Annotated in this window: 13 protein-coding genes; 4 read left to right on the top strand and 9 right to left on the bottom strand. The window is 46.5% G+C overall.

What is annotated here, in order from left to right; genetic code table 11:
* Window positions 1-297: 297 nt before the first annotated feature.
* Window positions 298-753 (bottom strand): hypothetical protein, encoded by a 456-nt coding sequence (locus LRP50_RS21650; protein ID WP_274166516.1) that lies wholly within the window; start codon window positions 751-753, stop codon window positions 298-300.
* 764 nt (window positions 754-1,517) lie between these two features.
* The gene (locus LRP50_RS21655; protein ID WP_274166517.1) at window positions 1,518-1,652 is read right to left on the bottom strand and encodes a hypothetical protein; all 135 of its coding nucleotides are present in this window, start codon (window positions 1,650-1,652) and stop codon (window positions 1,518-1,520) included.
* 93 nt (window positions 1,653-1,745) lie between these two features.
* On the opposite strand from LRP50_RS21655, the gene LRP50_RS21660 reads away from it, so the two are divergent.
* From LRP50_RS21660 to LRP50_RS21670, 3 genes are all read left to right on the top strand, one after another.
* A complete protein-coding gene (locus LRP50_RS21660) occupies window positions 1,746-1,928 on the top strand; it encodes a hypothetical protein (RefSeq protein WP_274166518.1) in 183 nt (60 codons plus the stop codon).
* Between the two features lie 188 nt (window positions 1,929-2,116).
* Window positions 2,117-3,733, top strand: coding sequence for an alpha-amylase family glycosyl hydrolase (locus LRP50_RS21665; protein WP_274166519.1), 1,617 nt, complete (start codon window positions 2,117-2,119; stop codon window positions 3,731-3,733).
* 180 nt (window positions 3,734-3,913) lie between these two features.
* Window positions 3,914-5,461 carry a glutamate synthase-related protein gene (locus LRP50_RS21670; RefSeq protein WP_274166520.1) on the top strand — a complete coding sequence of 516 codons (1,548 nt, stop codon included), beginning with the start codon at window positions 3,914-3,916 and terminating at the stop codon, window positions 5,459-5,461.
* A gap of 111 nt (window positions 5,462-5,572) precedes the next feature.
* Here the strand turns inward: LRP50_RS21670 and LRP50_RS21675 are convergent, their stop codons facing one another.
* The 7 genes from LRP50_RS21675 to LRP50_RS21705 all read right to left on the bottom strand — a co-directional run bounded on the left by LRP50_RS21675 (window position 5,573) and on the right by LRP50_RS21705 (window position 14,230).
* Entirely contained in the window at window positions 5,573-6,709 is a 1,137-nt protein-coding gene (locus LRP50_RS21675; RefSeq protein WP_274166521.1) for an ABC transporter ATP-binding protein, read from the bottom strand.
* Window positions 6,710-6,718: 9 nt separating this feature from the next.
* A complete protein-coding gene (locus LRP50_RS21680; protein WP_274166522.1) occupies window positions 6,719-8,350 on the bottom strand; it encodes an alpha-amylase family glycosyl hydrolase in 1,632 nt (543 codons plus the stop codon).
* A gap of 7 nt (window positions 8,351-8,357) precedes the next feature.
* The gene (locus LRP50_RS21685) at window positions 8,358-9,188 is read right to left on the bottom strand and encodes a carbohydrate ABC transporter permease (protein ID WP_274166523.1); all 831 of its coding nucleotides are present in this window, start codon (window positions 9,186-9,188) and stop codon (window positions 8,358-8,360) included.
* A 1-nt stretch (window position 9,189) separates the two neighbouring features.
* A complete protein-coding gene (locus LRP50_RS21690) occupies window positions 9,190-10,110 on the bottom strand; it encodes a carbohydrate ABC transporter permease (protein ID WP_274166524.1) in 921 nt (306 codons plus the stop codon).
* A gap of 61 nt (window positions 10,111-10,171) precedes the next feature.
* Complete coding sequence (locus LRP50_RS21695) at window positions 10,172-11,434, bottom strand: ABC transporter substrate-binding protein (protein ID WP_274166525.1); 1,263 nt, start codon at window positions 11,432-11,434, stop codon at window positions 10,172-10,174.
* A 29-nt stretch (window positions 11,435-11,463) separates the two neighbouring features.
* Entirely contained in the window at window positions 11,464-11,832 is a 369-nt protein-coding gene (locus LRP50_RS21700) for a glyoxalase superfamily protein (RefSeq protein ID WP_274166526.1), read from the bottom strand.
* Window positions 11,833-12,247: 415 nt separating this feature from the next.
* Window positions 12,248-14,230, bottom strand: coding sequence for a replication initiator protein RctB domain-containing protein (locus LRP50_RS21705; protein WP_274166527.1), 1,983 nt, complete (start codon window positions 14,228-14,230; stop codon window positions 12,248-12,250).
* Between the two features lie 1,375 nt (window positions 14,231-15,605).
* On the opposite strand from LRP50_RS21705, the gene LRP50_RS21710 reads away from it, so the two are divergent.
* Window positions 15,606-16,814, top strand: coding sequence for an AAA family ATPase (locus LRP50_RS21710; RefSeq protein ID WP_274166528.1), 1,209 nt, complete (start codon window positions 15,606-15,608; stop codon window positions 16,812-16,814).

Consider the following 16,814-nt stretch of genomic DNA (forward strand, 5'->3'; position numbering starts at 1 on the left):
TTTGGTTTTACTACAGATATCAGAAAGACTTGTTTATTATCAAAAATCAATTACGAAGTGAAAATGATTAATCGTCTTCCGCCACGCAAAGAGCGCAGATTCATTGGATTTGATGCTGGATGCTGTATGGATCATTGAAGAAACTCAAGACGCCTCCCGAACAGGCCGATGCGATACTTGGCCATGAGGCGAGATTGGATGAGTTAGAAGGCTTTCAGGGCTCACTGATGTGAGCCCTTTCTTATGAACTAGAAGTTGCATCAATTGCTAGCTTGAGACCTACTGATAAGTGTTCTATCATGCGTCATTCTCAAAAGCTTCTTTTACTTTTTCATTCGATGCAAGCGCATGCTCAAGAATAACCTTAGAACTATTTAGTAACTCTTCACAACGTTCAGGTTCAAACCAATTCCCGTTGAACTTCCCACCGTGAAACAAATTATTTCTTACTCGACGGACATACAATAGCAACAAATCCGTATTATTTTCCGATCTAGGTGGTGTATCAGACCACACAATTTTCTCTTCTCTAATCACCTGCTTCTTTGGCGGATGAGCAAGGATATACTGTCTACACTCATCGAGCTTTTCATTTTTGATAGCTTGAAACTTAGCATCAATATCCTGAGAAAATTTTGTCCAGTCTGGGGGTGCGGTACCCTCTCCCCTATGGAAAGAAGCAGCCTTCAAAGCATATTCCATTCGTGAAAAAAGCTTAAAAAAATCAAAGGATAGTCTATCTAAATTATCCACTGTAAGCCTTTTGTTTTAACAAGTAGCTAATGACACAGGCTATTTCCCTATTGAGGATTGTCTAGAAACTGGCGGCCTGTCTCTCCGCAAGCAAAATACCACAACCCACACAAGCCGAGACTTGATTTCGATCGCATTAAAGTTTAATTGGGGATGTTTTATTCAAGGAAATTAGGTGGTTGAGCTTTAGAGAGGAGGTGGGCTCATCCTAGTGAGCCCGTTTCGGTCATATCGTAAAGTTGATTTCAATCGCAACTGCAGCCCACGAAACTAAGGCTGTCTTTGATAGGTCCATGAACGCGTCAGCGTAAGGGTTATTGGTGATTACCAATAACAGATTGATAGCTACAATCGTGATTATGAAAAGAGGTTTTAGATATCTCAAATGCACTTCCTCGAAGTCGGATAACTGGCACAGCCACTCCTCCAGAAAGGGGCGTCTGCATTTCTTTTGCCAAATTCCCCTCAGGCAGCAAGGCAGGCTACCTGGTCGACTTCGATCCGCTACTAAAGCTAAAGCATCACAATGTGTATTCATTAAACTGCCGTGACTCTTTTAAATCAAGTCAAATTATTGAAAATATTTGTGTTTGTAAAATCACGCTAAGATTGCAAGCGATAATCTAACTTGTTACTTCGAGAGCCCAACACTATGCGTTGACAGAGAGAAAAGGCGTGAAGGGCTCTTACTGACGATTAGAGCGGGTTTGGCGAGATAAAGCGAACCAAGGCGCCCGCTTTGCGTGTGATGCGATGAAAGGCAACTAACACCCCACCCAGCCTTTCATCGTCGCACTCTCCGTCACGGCTGGCAGTTGGTAACCGACACGCTCGTTAAGGGTCTCTACCGGGACGATAGTCTCGCAGTACTTCGCCCCCTTCACAATATCCTGTTCCATCACAAAGGCTACGCCGTTTCCTTCAAAGTCATAAACCAACTTGTAGAAGCCGTCCTGCACTTCTGGGAACCCAGCGGGCAAAACGGGGAGTAGATGTCAGCGGAAACAGAGGTGGAAAACAAAAGTAGCGCAGCGAGCTTGGTTGTTTTCTTGATGATGCCCATATCCAGAATGTCAGGTATCACTTTTGCACCTGCTCACCATGCTGTCAGATTAGATTTACCATTCCGTAGCGATGTTCACATTGCTCTTAAGTTCATTGAATCAGAAAGATAAGGAAAAACTGGCGTGGTATTTTGGATGAGGAATATTGGAGGGGGTGGGAATATTTCCTTTTATTATTAATAAGTTGAAAACAGCCAACATTTACACTGTAAACCGAAAGTCCAGATAATAAATCATCAGGATGATGCATCCTTGCGCTACGCTATATAAGGTAAACCTATAGGAAATAAAGAAAAACCATGAAACTGAATGCATCACCCATTCTCTACCATATATATGTTAGAAGCTTCTTTGACAGCAATGGAGATGGCGTTGGCGATCTCAATGGCATTCGAGAGAAGCTCGATTACTTTGCATGGTTAAATGTCGACGGCATTTTATTGTCTCCGATTTTTGAATCGCCGTTGAGTGATTTTGGGTATGACATTACCAACCTCTGCGCCATCAATCCCGAATATGGAGACATGTCGACTTTCACCGTGCTGGTGGAAGAGGCCAAGGAGAGAGGCATTGCGGTTTTTATTGATTTTGTTGCGAATCACACGTCCAGTAAGCATCCTTGGTTTTTAGAGAGCGCCCGCAATAAAACCAACGAAAAAGCAGAATGGTATGTTTGGTCGCCAGCACGTGCAGATGGCACACCACCGAATAACTGGCTGACCATTTTTGGGGAATCAGCATGGCGATGGCACCCTACGCGTGGTGAGTATTATCTGCACAATACCCTAAGCAACCAACCCGATTTAAATTACCGAAATCCCAACGTCATTCGTCAATTAATGAAAGATGTCCGATTTTGGCTAGACACAGGAATCACTGGTCTAAGGCTTGATTCAGTCAACCTTTTCCTGCATGACGATAAGTTGCGCAATAATCCTCCGCGCCATTTGGGCTGGCAAGATGAAGCAAGAAGCGACCCTTATCGTTACCAGAGCCAGCGTTATAACATCAGCCGACCAGAAAACATCCATTTGCTCAAACAATTGCGGGTGATTGCCGACGGGTACGATGATAAAAAATGGCTGCTCGGCTCACTAAGCGATCCATCACCGTATGCAGTCATCGACCGATATACCAGTGAAGGGGATGCCCTTGATGCAGCCAATATCTTTGAATCGCTATGCCTTTGCCAAAACGTGCAACAAGTCGGTGAACAGTTCACTGAATTCTTCAATGCCGTTCATCCTGGGTTAGGCTGCTGGGGGCTGGGTAACCACGACATAGCCCGCACGGTATCTCGCTGGCAACACGCCAATAATGCCCCTGCAGCAGCGAAAATGTTGCTTAGTCTCCTTTGCTCCCTTCAAGGGGTGATTAGCATTTATCAAGGCGAAGAATTGGGACTGCCTGAAGCGAATGTCTCCCCTTCAGATCGTAAAGACTTATTTGGTCAGCAAGTGATTGCTAATTACGTGGGGCGAGATGGATGTCGTACACCATTGCCTTGGAATGAAAAAGCCCCTTTCTTTGGATTCAGTACACAATCGCCTTGGTTGCCGATTGACGATAAGCACCGGACGTTTTCAATTGATTCACAGAAAAAAGAGCCTCAGTCCACGTTAAATTTCACCCGAGAACTGCTGGAATGGCGACAAAAGCAGCCTGCTTTGTGCGAAGGCAGTTGCCGCATGTTGGCATTCAATGAAGCGCTCATGGTGTTTGAACGTCACCACGAATCACAAACCTTGGTCATTGCCATCAATGGGTCCAACCAAGACGCCACTATCCGCTTGAACTTACCGAGTCCGGCAATAACGCTACCTCTTCCCCATATGAAGGTCTCGCCGCCCGAGCAAAACCAACCATTACACTTGGGGCCTTGGCAGGTTTGGGTAGGCGAGATTCACAGCAACTAGTTGTTTATAAGCATAAATCCTATATTGATTAACACCATACTAAGATGCCTCTAATTTAGAAAATGCTCATTGTTGAACAAACAAACAGGGCAAATTACGACCATACTGTGATCTCCAAGCCCTCTATAAAACCTAACAAGCTTGGACAGTGGAAGTTATGTCGTTTAAAAGGAGATACTGATGACAGATCCTGTCGTGTTTGATAATAAACCTACAAAAATCGACCTAGAAAAAGGCAAAGAGTATTACTACTGTCGTTGTGGGCGCTCAGCATCACAACCCTACTGCGACGGCTCCCATGCAGGTACTGATATCACCCCGCTCGCTTACAAAGCAGAGAAAGATGGCGAAGCCTATTTCTGTGCCTGTAAGCATTCTGCCAACTTACCCTTTTGCGATGGCACACATACGCGCTATACCGAAGAGGATGTGGGTAAACCCGCGCCAGAAGTGATCGTTACTGACGCGGCAACACAACCCGCCGCAAAAGCGACGAAAGAAGAGCCGAACGTGGAGCTGATCCACCAGCTTGCAAAAGATGGCCTGACTAAGTTTGGGCATCACGGTCCTATGACCTCTATGGGTGTGCCTCGCTATCAATTACCAGAGTGGGATCAAATCCAAATCATGGTGGCGCAAATGGCGGCCAAACCATTGCTGGACGACGCAGGCGTAGGCACCGAATTGGTGATTGGCCCTAATGCGAAAAAACCGCTGACATTGAAAACGCCGCTGTTTGTATCCGACATGAGCTTTGGTGCACTGTCTGAAGAAGCCAAAGTGGCGTTAGCCAAAGGCGCTGAATTAGCGGGTACGGGAATTTGCTCAGGTGAAGGCGGTATGCTGCCCGAAGAGCAAGCTGCCAACAGCCGCTATTTTTACGAACTGGCCAGTGCAGAGTTTGGTTACAACAAAGACTTAATGAAAAAAGTCCAAGCCTTCCACTTTAAGGGCGGTCAAGGGGCAAAAACGGGTACTGGTGGTCACCTGCCAGGTATCAAAAACAAAGGGAAAATATCTCAAGTACGCGGCATTGCTGAGGGCACCGATGCCATCTCCCCGTCCACGTTCACGGACATGAAAACCACGGCGGATTTTGCGCGCTTTGCGGATGACGTGAGAAAAGAAAGTGGCGGCATTCCTATTGGTTTCAAACTCAGTGCCAACCATGTTGAACGTGATATGGCGTTTGCACTGGAAGCGGGCGCTGACTACATCATTCTTGACGGACGTGGTGGCGGTACAGGTGCAGCCCCTGTCATGTTCCGTGACCACATCAGCGTGCCAACGATTCCCGCATTGGCGCGTGCACGTCACTTCCTTGATTCGCAAGGTGTCAACGGCGTAACACTGATCATTACTGGCGGTTTACGTGTACCGAGCGACTTTGTGAAAGCTTTGGCATTGGGTGCGGACGGTATTGCCCTATCCAACAGCGCAATGCAAGCCATTGGTTGTGTCGGCGCGCGTATGTGTAATTCAAACATGTGCCCATCAGGCATTGCAACGCAAGACCCAGAGCTTCGCAAACGCATGAACGTGGACGTTGGCGCAGAGCGCTTACAAAACTTCTTCAATGCATCGACACACTTGATGCAAGTGATGGCACGAGCATGTGGACATGATCACCTCAACAAGTTTGTGATTGATGATCTGGCGACCTTCCACAAAGACATGGCAGAGCTTACAGGGATCCCTTATTCCGGTGTTGGACCACGATCGTGGTAATTCACAAAGATTAAGCAAAAAAAGAGGCAGGGATCATCCCTGCCTCTTTCATTTCTAGTTTATGTTACTGAGATCTGACGAGCTAATTTGCAATCAACGCATCTCAACGCGTCAGTCGTTAGCAACAACCAGTGAAGGCTTGGTCTCTCCCACGACAGAACGCGGGTGTGCCTTACCGTCTTTGTCGAACAGATGGCAGTATTCCGCAGGGAACTCAATACAACGCTTGTCTCCCGCACGAATCGTCGTTTGCCCTTCTATGCGAATAACTACGGGGTCCTTACTTTGTGGTGTATTGAAATACATCAAGCATTCGTTACCCAATTGCTCAACCACACTAAGCTCAACACCCCCCTCTTGTATCGCATCCTTCTCGCCAAACTGAATATGCTCAGGACGAATACCTATCACCGCAGGATCGCCGACCTTGGCATGACGAGTATTCGCCGCCACGGTGATTTCCTGACCACGGTGAATTTGCACACGTGTCATCACATCCCCTGTTTCCACGATATCAGCCGTTAAAAAGTTCATTTTTGGCGAACCAATAAAGCCAGCCACAAACGTGTTTGCAGGGTGATTATATAGCTCAAGGGGGGAACCAACTTGCTCCACTCGACCCGCATCAAGCACCACGATCTTGGTAGCGAGCGTCATGGCTTCAACCTGATCGTGTGTCACGTAGATCATGGTTGCGCCCAAACGCTCATGCAAGCGAGCGATCTCCATACGCATCTGTACACGCAAAGACGCATCCAAATTTGACAGTGGTTCATCAAACAAGAACACTTTTGGCTCACGCACAATCGCGCGACCAATCGCAACACGCTGACGTTGTCCGCCCGACAACTCTTTCGGCTTCCGATCCAACAGAGGTTCTAGCTGTAATGCCGCCGCCACTTCGCGCACTTTTTCATCCACGGTTTTCGGTTCGGTTTTAGCCAATTGAAGGCCAAAGGCCATATTTTCGTAGACCGTCATATGCGGATAGAGCGCGTAAGACTGAAATACCATACCGATCCCACGCTCTGGTGGTGGAAGATCGTTACAAACACGCCCTTCGATCATAAGTTCGCCACTGGTGATATCTTCCAGCCCCGCGATCAATCGCAACAATGTCGATTTACCACAACCCGATGGACCGACAAACACCACGAAATCACCGGATTGAATATCTAGATCTACATCTTTGGTAACATGAACTTTGCCAAATTTCTTATTTACTTGCTTTAAAATGACCTCAGCCATAATGCATCCTTACCCGTTTAATTTTGTTGCGAATGCCGCCTGATACGGTGGCAAGATGACCGAGTCATCACGAATATCAAAGGTAAAGCCATGTCCTTCCAACGCTTGCCAATCGCCTGCGGGCAAAGTCATGGTCATCTCTGAGTCAGTGAGATTGAACGCCGCTATCACTGTCTGATTAGACGTAGAACGAACAAAGGACAATCCTTGCACACTTGACGACAGGTCAGTGAGATCGCCATTCACCAGTGCAAGGTGCTGTTTACGCCAGCGCAAATAGCCTCGGTAATGCGCGAGCATGCTATTTACGTCCGCTTCCTGTTGATCCACAGCGAGCGCATTGTGTCTCACATCAACAGGTAGCCAAGGCTCATTTTCACTGAATCCCGCATGATCTTGCTTTGCTGCCCAAGGGATGGGTGTGCGGCAACCATCTCGACCTTTGTATTCGGGCCAAAACGGAATGCCGTAAGGATCTTGAATCTTATCGAAGGGAATATCGGCTTCAGGAAGTCCCAACTCTTCACCTTGATACAAGCACACACTGCCTCTTAGCGAGGTCAGCAGCGCAAGCAGCACTTTGCCATAGGCGAATGGATCAGACTCTTTGTCACCCCATCGAGAGATGCAACGCACCACGTCGTGGTTTGACAATGCCCAACACGGCCAGCCATCCCCAATCGCCGCTTCGATGTTTTTGATCACTGATGCCAAGTACGACGGAGAACGATGCACGTTCAGCAAATCGAAGGTATACGCCATATGGAGTTTGTCGTTACCGCTGGTGTATTCCGCCATCAATGCCAATGGGTTGTCATCGCCAATCTCCCCCACTGTCGTGATGTGATCATATTGGTCCAACAGTGTTCGTAAGCGCTTGAGAAACCGAATATTCTCCGGCTGCGAAATATCGTAACGGTGCTTTTGCATGGAATACGGGTTGGTACCCGGTACGCCAAGTGATTTGCTGTCCCCCGCAGACAATGGCGGGTTATCGCGCAATTGACGGTCATGGGTATAGAAATTGACGGTATCTAGACGAAATCCATCCACACCAAGATCCAGCCAAAATTTCACAACCTCAAGCAAATGTTCAACCACATCTGGATTGTGAAAGTTCAAGTCAGGCTGGCTGACCAAGAAGTTGTGAAGATAGTACTGTTGGCGGCGACTCTCCCATTGCCATGCGCACCCACCAAAGATCGAGAGCCAATTGTTCGGCGGCGTACCGTCAGGTTTAGGATCGGCCCAGACATACCAATCCGATTTAGCATTGTCGCGGCTCACGCGACTCTCCTCGAACCAAGCATGCTCATCCGACGTATGGCTAAGCACTTGATCAATCATAACTTTGAGTCCGAGGTCATGTGCGGCATGAACCAATGTTTTGAAGTCGTCTAACGACCCAAACAGAGGGTCGACATCGCAATAATCAGAGACGTCATAGCCGAAATCTTTCATTGGAGACGTAAAAAATGGCGACAGCCAAATCGCATCCACACCCAATGCTGCAATGTATGGGAGTTGCTGGGTGATACCCGGTAAATCCCCTATTCCATCTTGGTTGGCATCATAAAAGCTACGCGGATAGATTTGGTAAATCACTGCGCCACGCCACCAAGGCATAGTTTGTTGTGTCATATTGTCATTATCCCTTCACAGCGCCCGCAGTAAGGCCTGAAACAATGCGGCGCTGAAATACCAGTACCATCACAATGAGTGGCACAGTGACAATCACTGAAGCCGCCATGATCGTGCCCCATGGCAATTCATATTGACCCGCGCCCGATATCAAGGCGATCGCCACTGGCACAGTTCGCTCCTCGTTGGTCAAGGTGAACGTCAGTGCAAACAGGAACTCATTCCATGCAGCAATAAACGCCAACAAGCCTGTGGTCACCAACGCTGGCCAAAGCAGCGGCATCAACACCTTCGTAATGATTTGCCACGGCGTTGCACCATCCACTATCGCTGCCTCTTCCAGCTCTAATGGCAATTGCTGCATGAAGGTGGTCAGCACCCAAACCGTGAACGGCAAAGTGAAGATCATGTAAGCCAAGGCCAAACCGGGCATGGAGTTATAAAGCCCCAATCCGCGGATCAACTCGAACAACCCAGACAACACTGCCACTTGTGGGAACATGGACACGCCTAAAATCGTAAGAAGAACCACGTTTCGCCCTCTAAACCTTATACGCCCAAGCGCATAAGAGGCTGTAACGCCAAGCAAAAGTGAAATGGCGACGACCACGGTAGAAACACCCACAGAGTTGAGCAAATTCCGACCAAACGTCCCGCCAGAGAATACGGATGCGTAGTTGCTCCAATCAAACACTGAAGGGAAATATTCCACTTCAAACAAGGCTGATCCAGACTTGAATGAGGTGACAATGGCGTAGTAAAACGGGAACACGGAGAAAACAACGATCACCGCAACGAGCAGGTAAAAACCGGCTTGCAAATACCATTTTTTTGACATGTTAAGTCCCCTCATTCATGTTTCTACGCCCGATATAGAGGTAGAAAATGGTGCACAGTGCCACAATCAAGAACAACAATGTTGAGGCTGCGGATCCGTAGCCGACGTCCTGGAAGTCCACCAAATTTTGCCGTGCATATATCGACATCGACATGGTGGCTTCATTCGAGGGTGTGAGGACGTAAATCAAATCAAAGACCCGCAATGCATCAAGGGCACGGAAGACTACCGCCACCATCACCGCAGGCATGATCAAGGGAAGCGTCACTTTGAAAAACACGCGAACTGGATGGATCCCGTCGATTCTTGCGGCTTCGTAGCAATCGGAAGGCAGCATTTGCAATGCAGCGAGGACCAAGAGCGCCATGAACGGTGTGGTTTTCCACACATCGACCGCAATCACCACGTTGAGCGACATGTCGCTGTCTGCCGTCCATGCAAGGGGGGCTGCGATTAGACCAAATGTCATCAGAAAGTCATTCACAATGCCGAATTGATCGTGAAGCATCCAGCCCCACATTTTTGCCGAAACGATAGTAGGAATTGCCCACGGCACCAATACTGCCGCACGAACTAGCCCCTGCCCTTTAAACTTGGTGTTGAGCACTAACGCCACAATGATGCCGAAAACAGTTTCTAGACTGACTGACACAACAGCAAAGTACAGGGTGTTCCACACTGACTGCCACCATGTTGGGTCAAATAAAATGCCGTAGTATTCGCCGTCTTCGTAGATGAAGTAGTTATCAAACCCAATGAACTCTGTGATACCACTGCCGTCGAGCGTGGCATTGGTCATGCTGAACCAGAAGGTTCGCAGCAATGGCCACCCCGCCACCATGGCAAGGGTTATGAGCATAGGCGCGAGAAACCACCAAGCGGCGCGTACGCGTTTCCGCGTGAGAGCGCTTGTCTGTTCCATAGTATTTCCTTTTGAATGCAGCAGTCAGACGTCTAGTACGCCTGACTGCATGAAAGCCACCTTACCAACGACCACCGCGACTGATACGCTTGAGATCTTTTTGCAATTTCGTCAATGCAGCGTCTGCATCTTTACTGCCAGACAGAACGCTATGGGTCGCATTCCAAAATGCATTAGAAACTTGGTTATATTTCACGCCAGTCGCAGTAGACGGACGCGGCGTACCATTTGCAAAGGTGTCATAGAGGCTGCCGAAGAAGGGAACCGCAGTCAGCACTTCTTCATCTTCATAGAGGGATTCAATGGTAGGGTTGTAGGAGCCAACAATCGCACGACGTTTTTGCTCTTCAAGTGAGGTTAGATACATCACGAGACTTGCCGCTAGCTCTGGATTTTTCGAGTACTTGGAAACCGCAAGCTGCCAGCCACCCAAGGTGCCTGAATGGCTGCCATCATCGCCGCCTTTTGGCAAAGCAACAACACCAATGTTGCCTTTGATTGGAGAATCTTCGCTGTTGCCTAGTGACCATGCGTATGGCCAGTTGCGCATGAACACCGCGTTACCCGTTTGGAAAACGCCGCGCGCTTCTTCTTCACCATAGTTGAGCACGCCAGGCGGAGAAATCGTATCAACCCACCCTGCCGCGGTAGTCAGTGCTTGTTTCGCATTGTCATTATTGATGGTGATCTTGCCGTCTTGATCGACAATGGTACCGCCATTGTAGGAAGCAACCCACTCTAGCGCATCACAGGTCAATCCTTCGTAAGCACGCCCTTGCCAAACAAAGCCCCACATCTTGTCATTGCCCGCTTCGCGTTCACCATTCATGACTTTTTCGGCAGTTTCCGTTAACGCCTCCCACGTTTCAGGTGGCTCTTCGTCATACTTTTCGAGTAGATCGGTACGATAGTAGAGCACGCCAGCGTCGGTAAACCACGGCATGGCGACTAATCGATCTTTCACTGTGTTATTGGAAACAATGGAAGGAAAGTGACTGGCTTCATCACCATTCGAATACGGCTTCAAATCGATGAAATGGTTTCCGAGGATACCCGGCCAAATCACGTCAATCTGGAATACATCAATGTCGTTAGCACCCGCCGCAAGTAGCTGTTGATACAAGGCAAGTCGCTCGGTGGTTGAGTTTGGCGTCGTGACAATTTTTACAGTATGGCCGGTGTCTTTTTCCCAAGCCGCAACCCCTTGCTGACATAGTTCCAACTCTTGGCCTACCGCACCACATGATATGGAAATCGTCTCTGCGAATGCGCTAACACTGAGTAGAGAAGAGGCGAACATAGCTCCGATAATAGAACGTTTCATGAAAAACTCCCTGTCGCGTCATCCCGGCATTACACGTCTTTTTCTGTTTTCCACAAAGAAGATGGCACCTCAAGTTCCGACGTTTCGAAGCTGGGGTTATCTTCAATAGGAAGAGAAAAATCCGAGTAAGGTTTTCGACCGATCAACCAACCGAAAGGAACTGACGTGTACAGTGAGGTATCCAACAGCACGCGTTGCGTGCTCGATGCTTCGTCTTGAGCCTGATTATTGGCGCAATTCTCTGCAATTTTTGTCACCTGATGCCAGCTATCAAAACCATTTTGGCGTGCGATCAGTTCCAGCGCCTGCATGTGGGTACATTGCAAGATACGTCGCTGCTTTTTCGCTTGCCGCTTAAAGGCTTTGAGATCTGAAGTGCTCAGGATCTTGGAAGTCACAGTGTTCCCTATGGATCATTGACCGGTGAAAATACGCACGAAGCGGCCCACTCACGACAAGCATCCCTTCCGGGTGACAACCAAATTCTTAGAAGTTTTAATTGAGGGGATATTGCGCTTGCTTTGCCATTGTGGACGGCAGGCCGATATCTGCGGCACTGGTTAAACGCTAGCATCGCATTAACAAATTTGCAATATTTTGCGGTATGAGTAATTTCTCAATTTGTCATATTGATATAACTAATGCCGAAATTTTAGGCAAAAAAAACGAGCCATAAGGGCTCGTCAACGGGTTAGCAAATAATGCATCGGGTGGCCCCGAATGCCAATAGGACAAAGGTATCTATTCGCCTTTAATCCTAGTAGCTTCAGAAATTTCCCATGTCAGAGTTCTGTCAATACAGCGTCATATTTATTAACCGCCTGAAGCGACTTCGTCCAACACTGCAAGCACTGAACTGTCTAAATGACCGTCATAAACTTGGCGACAAACTTTACGTCGAACGGCAAGACCAGAGATCAAACGCTCAATGGACAAATGTTTGACATCTTGTTGCTGATTATAAAACTCGATGGTTTTACTTAGCGTTTCATAAGGCATGATATCGCCGTCTACCCGCAGCCAATCAAGCTTGTCCATGAACGACTGACACTCCTCTGCAATTGTGGCAACTGGGTGACCTGTCATTGCAGACAAAGCGGTAATACTGCGCTGCAAAGCTTCTGATGATGTGTACTTTGACAAGGTGATCGTCAATTCATCAGCATTGATCTCAACGAGATGTTTACGTTGCTTAACGCGACGCCCTAAACGGCCTCCGCGCTTTTCTTTGCGCTGGATAGGTTCAAACTCACCATCAATGATCCCGGAAAGCTGATCAAGGTCTTGCTTGGGCAGAATCTCGTTACGAAGGGGGTTGGGCATTGTAGGTGCCAAGGATCGTTTTCCTTCGTTGTACGTTTTGGCACGGGAATATCGGATCACCTCGTCGACATTACACTTAATGTCGATCCTGAAATCCGAATGCTTTTTATCATCATCCATTCGCGACACAGTGAGATGGTAACCGTAAAGGTTCAGTGCGAAGACATCCTCGGTTTGCGTTTCCTTCTTCGCCATTTTACGAAGCTCACGAATAAGATCACTCGAAAAACGTCTCCATTCGATGTTTCTAGCGATTTTCTGGTTCAAGTCACTCAGTGTCATCGAATCTTCCAATCGACGCGACATACGGCTTCTGAAGAGGCTATAGAGCTGAAATACTAAGGTATGCTGACGAAGGATCTCTGGCGGGAACAAGAAAAAGTAATCGCGTGTCATCAATTCTTCAAAAAATGACGGTTCCCAAACCAAGATATACAGATTTGGCTTAATACGGATTTCGCCGTCCTCTCCTTCTCGAGGAGCCTCTTCTGAGGCCGTGATAGTACGAGCTATAAATCGGAACCGGTCACTTTTGAAACCTTCAGGCATGTTTTCGCTGAGCCAACGACCTGTTAATTCATGTAACTGAAAGTCAGTAAATTCAATACGATCAATACTTTCTCTAATAGAATCACGGGCAGGTCCACTGTCCTTTTTTCCGCGCAGAGACAAGATATCGGTAATATAAACGGGCGTTTTGTTACCGATCTTTTGAGTTTGCAGTTCGTAATTTGGCAGATGATGATCGTGGTATTGAACCGTCAATGTGAACAACGCAAACAACGTCATCAGATCATCCACAGTCATGATCGACTTTGAAGATCGTGTTTCAATGATCGCTTTAGTACCACTGATTGCGACCATGGATTTTTGATAGCTCTTTTTCGTGCGTGGCGGCGCAAGTGCTTGGTCAATGATCCCAGCCCAACTGGTTGGGGCGATCACAATGTGATCTTTCTCATCCTGCATTGAAGGCGGAATGCCCAACCCGTGCTCGCTAAGCAGTTGCTTATTAACATGATTTTGAGCTAATGCTTTGGATCGCTTTTGTTTTTCCATCACTTTGGCTTTTTCAGACATTAAGCCTGATGCGCCAAGTACAGAAATAAGCTGACTTGGATTCACAAAATGATGCAACATGGTTTTTCCGGCCAAGCCTTCTTCGAATCGAACACCTTGTTGTTTAAACAATCCAATTTGCACCGCAGCCCGAAGACGCTGTTGAATTGCTGCACGAGTGAGATGTCCATCTGTCGCTTCAATCAATTCTGTTGTGGAGACATAGCCGTCTTTTGATGCGAATCCACGCAATGAAATTAAATTGAGCAGCTCAAGAATGCTTTTAGTTACCCCTTTGAAATGTTCATACTGGGGAAGCCAATCGATCAATTGACCATGAACTTGAAATAGGTGTCCATCTTTGTGTGATCGTGGGGCTGTGATCAGTATTTTTTCAACGGGGTTTGAGGCCATCTCGCCACAGCTCCTTGTTAAGCCGAAAGGTTATCAGAATACACTTGACCGTAATTAGGCCATCTTTCCGAGAAGATTAATAGAAAAAAATGAAGAAAGAAAGATCTTTTTTGAAGAGTCTTTTTAACTGATCTTTATGATTAGATAGGATCTAAATGATTATATGATCTTATGATCAGGGCGTCTTTGTTCACGTAAAGCATTGAAAATTAAATTTAATATTTATGACCCCATCGAAAGCATGATCATGTTTATTACGGAATGATGATCATTAAATGTTTGAAAGCATGATCATTAGACATGCGAAACTATGATCATCAAACTTATGAAAACGTGATCATCAATGGCCCAAAAGAATGATCATGGTTCGATCACAGCTTATCCACAGATGTTCGCTCTCTGATTGGGTATAACGTTATATTTTTCTACCGCTGTTGAAATTTTCTTTTCAAATTGGAGCGGAAAGATGATCATGAAAACGCGATTTGGACTTTGTTTTACATGTTTCTGCCAATTCTAAGTGGATTGTTGAACGGTATTTACGCAAGCGCATATGTGAATACGTTCAATTGAAATTACATCACGCGTAATTTAGTCAGGTATGCATATGTGTCCGAGGTACGAAAGAATGATCAAGCATCTCATTCGGTATTTCAACTGAATACTAGCATTCAACGCTGCCTTCCTATATTCAGGCTCTTTAGTGTTTGATTCTGCTCTCGAATCAGTATTGAAAAGGCATGAGCCGTAATTTAGACGGTGCCACTCATCGTTCCGAGTGGTGATCAACATGGATTTACAATCAAAACTGTCTTGATCATTTTTTCGGTAGTTGAGGATCGAACAGCAGAAAGAGATGTCGATTTGTTGCACTGAATTTCTCCTTGATCATTGTTCCTTATTGTCTGAACTTGTAGGGAATGATGATCAAGGTATCTTGCCCGCGCTTTCCTATTCATTCGGCTATTGTCTTTCATTTCTTGATCATTGTTCCGTAAACATGATCAAGAGAGAGCCGTTGTCTGTAGGAATCATGCATACTCTCTTCTCTTTTTGCCTTTTTTATCGTCGTAATGATAAATATCATGTCGAAACACATTTAACCGTAATCTAGTCGGGTGTTTTCAACGTTCCGGCATTTTTTAGCACTTTGATCGATGTTTTTCTGGTTTACATTGTAAAAAGGTGACGCCGTAACACTTTAAATGTTGGAGATTTCTACGCAAGTTTAGACACAGAATTTTGCGCAGTTTTCTATTACATTGTATTAAAGTGACCTCGATCTTGATTCTTAAGCAACTTGTTCAGCTTTTTATTGTAAGTACCGTTATATGTTGTACAATCATTTTAATTCTCTTTTATGGCGAAAAGAAAAATGAATAGGGAAAAGACGATAGAAAACCTGCAAACTATTGCAGAGCAAACCAAACAGGTACAAGCCGATAGAATTGAAATCGTGATGGAAGAGCGTCATGATCAATTGTTTCCACCAATGTCGAAAGCGTTAATGGAAACGCGTTCTGGTTTAACTCGTCGTAAGCTTGATGAAGCCATTACGCGAATGGAAGAAGCTGGACATCAGTTTACAAAGAACAACGCCAATCACTATTCAATCACCTTAGATGAAGCTCACAATATTATGGAAGCGGCAAAAATGCCGGCGTTCCATCAAGGCAAAGGTGCAAACCACAAGCCGTGGGTGATCAACATTCAGAACCAAAAGGGTGGTACCGGCAAGTCGATGACAGCGGTACATCTTGCGGCGTGTTTGGCGCTCAACTTGGAAAAACGTTACCGCATCTGTTTGATAGACCTTGATCCACAAGGGTCTCTACGCCTTTTCTTAAACCCTCAAATTAGCGTAACTGAACAAGAGGGGATATATTCTGCTGTCGATGTGATGTTGGAAAACACGCCTCAGGAAGCTGACAAAGAGTTCATGATGAAAAATGTGCTCTTACCCACTCAATACCCCAATTTGAAAACCATCGCAGCCTTCCCTGAAGATGCGATGTTTAACGCCGAAGCCTGGCAGAGCTTGGCAACTGATGGTTCATTAGATGTAGTACAACTTCTCAAAGAGAAGGTGATTGATAAAATTGCTGATGAATTTGACGTGATCATGGTTGATACTGGTCCACATATCGACCCACTCGTGTGGAATGCGATGTATGCGTCAAATGCCTTGTTGATTCCTTGTGCGGCGAAACGCTTGGATTGGGCTTCTACTGTTAACTTTTTTCAACATTTGCCAACCGTTTATCAAATGTTTCCTGAAGATTGGCCAGGGCTGGAGTTTGTCCGTCTTGTTCCGACTATGTTCGAAGATGACAATAAGAAGCAGGTTTCTGTGCTGACAGAGATGAACTACCTGCTCAGTGATCAAGTGATGATGGCAACTATTCCACGTAGTCGTGCGTTTGAGACGTGTGCAGATACCTACAGTACAGTGTTTGACCTGACTTCTCAGGATTTTGAGGGCGGCAAGAAAACACTCTCTACCGCACAAGAAGCGGTTCACCGAGCAGGACTGGAACTTGAGCGCGTGCTTCACAGTCACTGGTCGCAACGCAATCAGGAGTGA

Origin of the sequence: Enterovibrio gelatinilyticus, from assembly GCF_028683095.1 — a bacterium.
GTDB classification, from domain to species: Bacteria; Pseudomonadota; Gammaproteobacteria; order Enterobacterales; family Vibrionaceae; genus Enterovibrio; species Enterovibrio gelatinilyticus.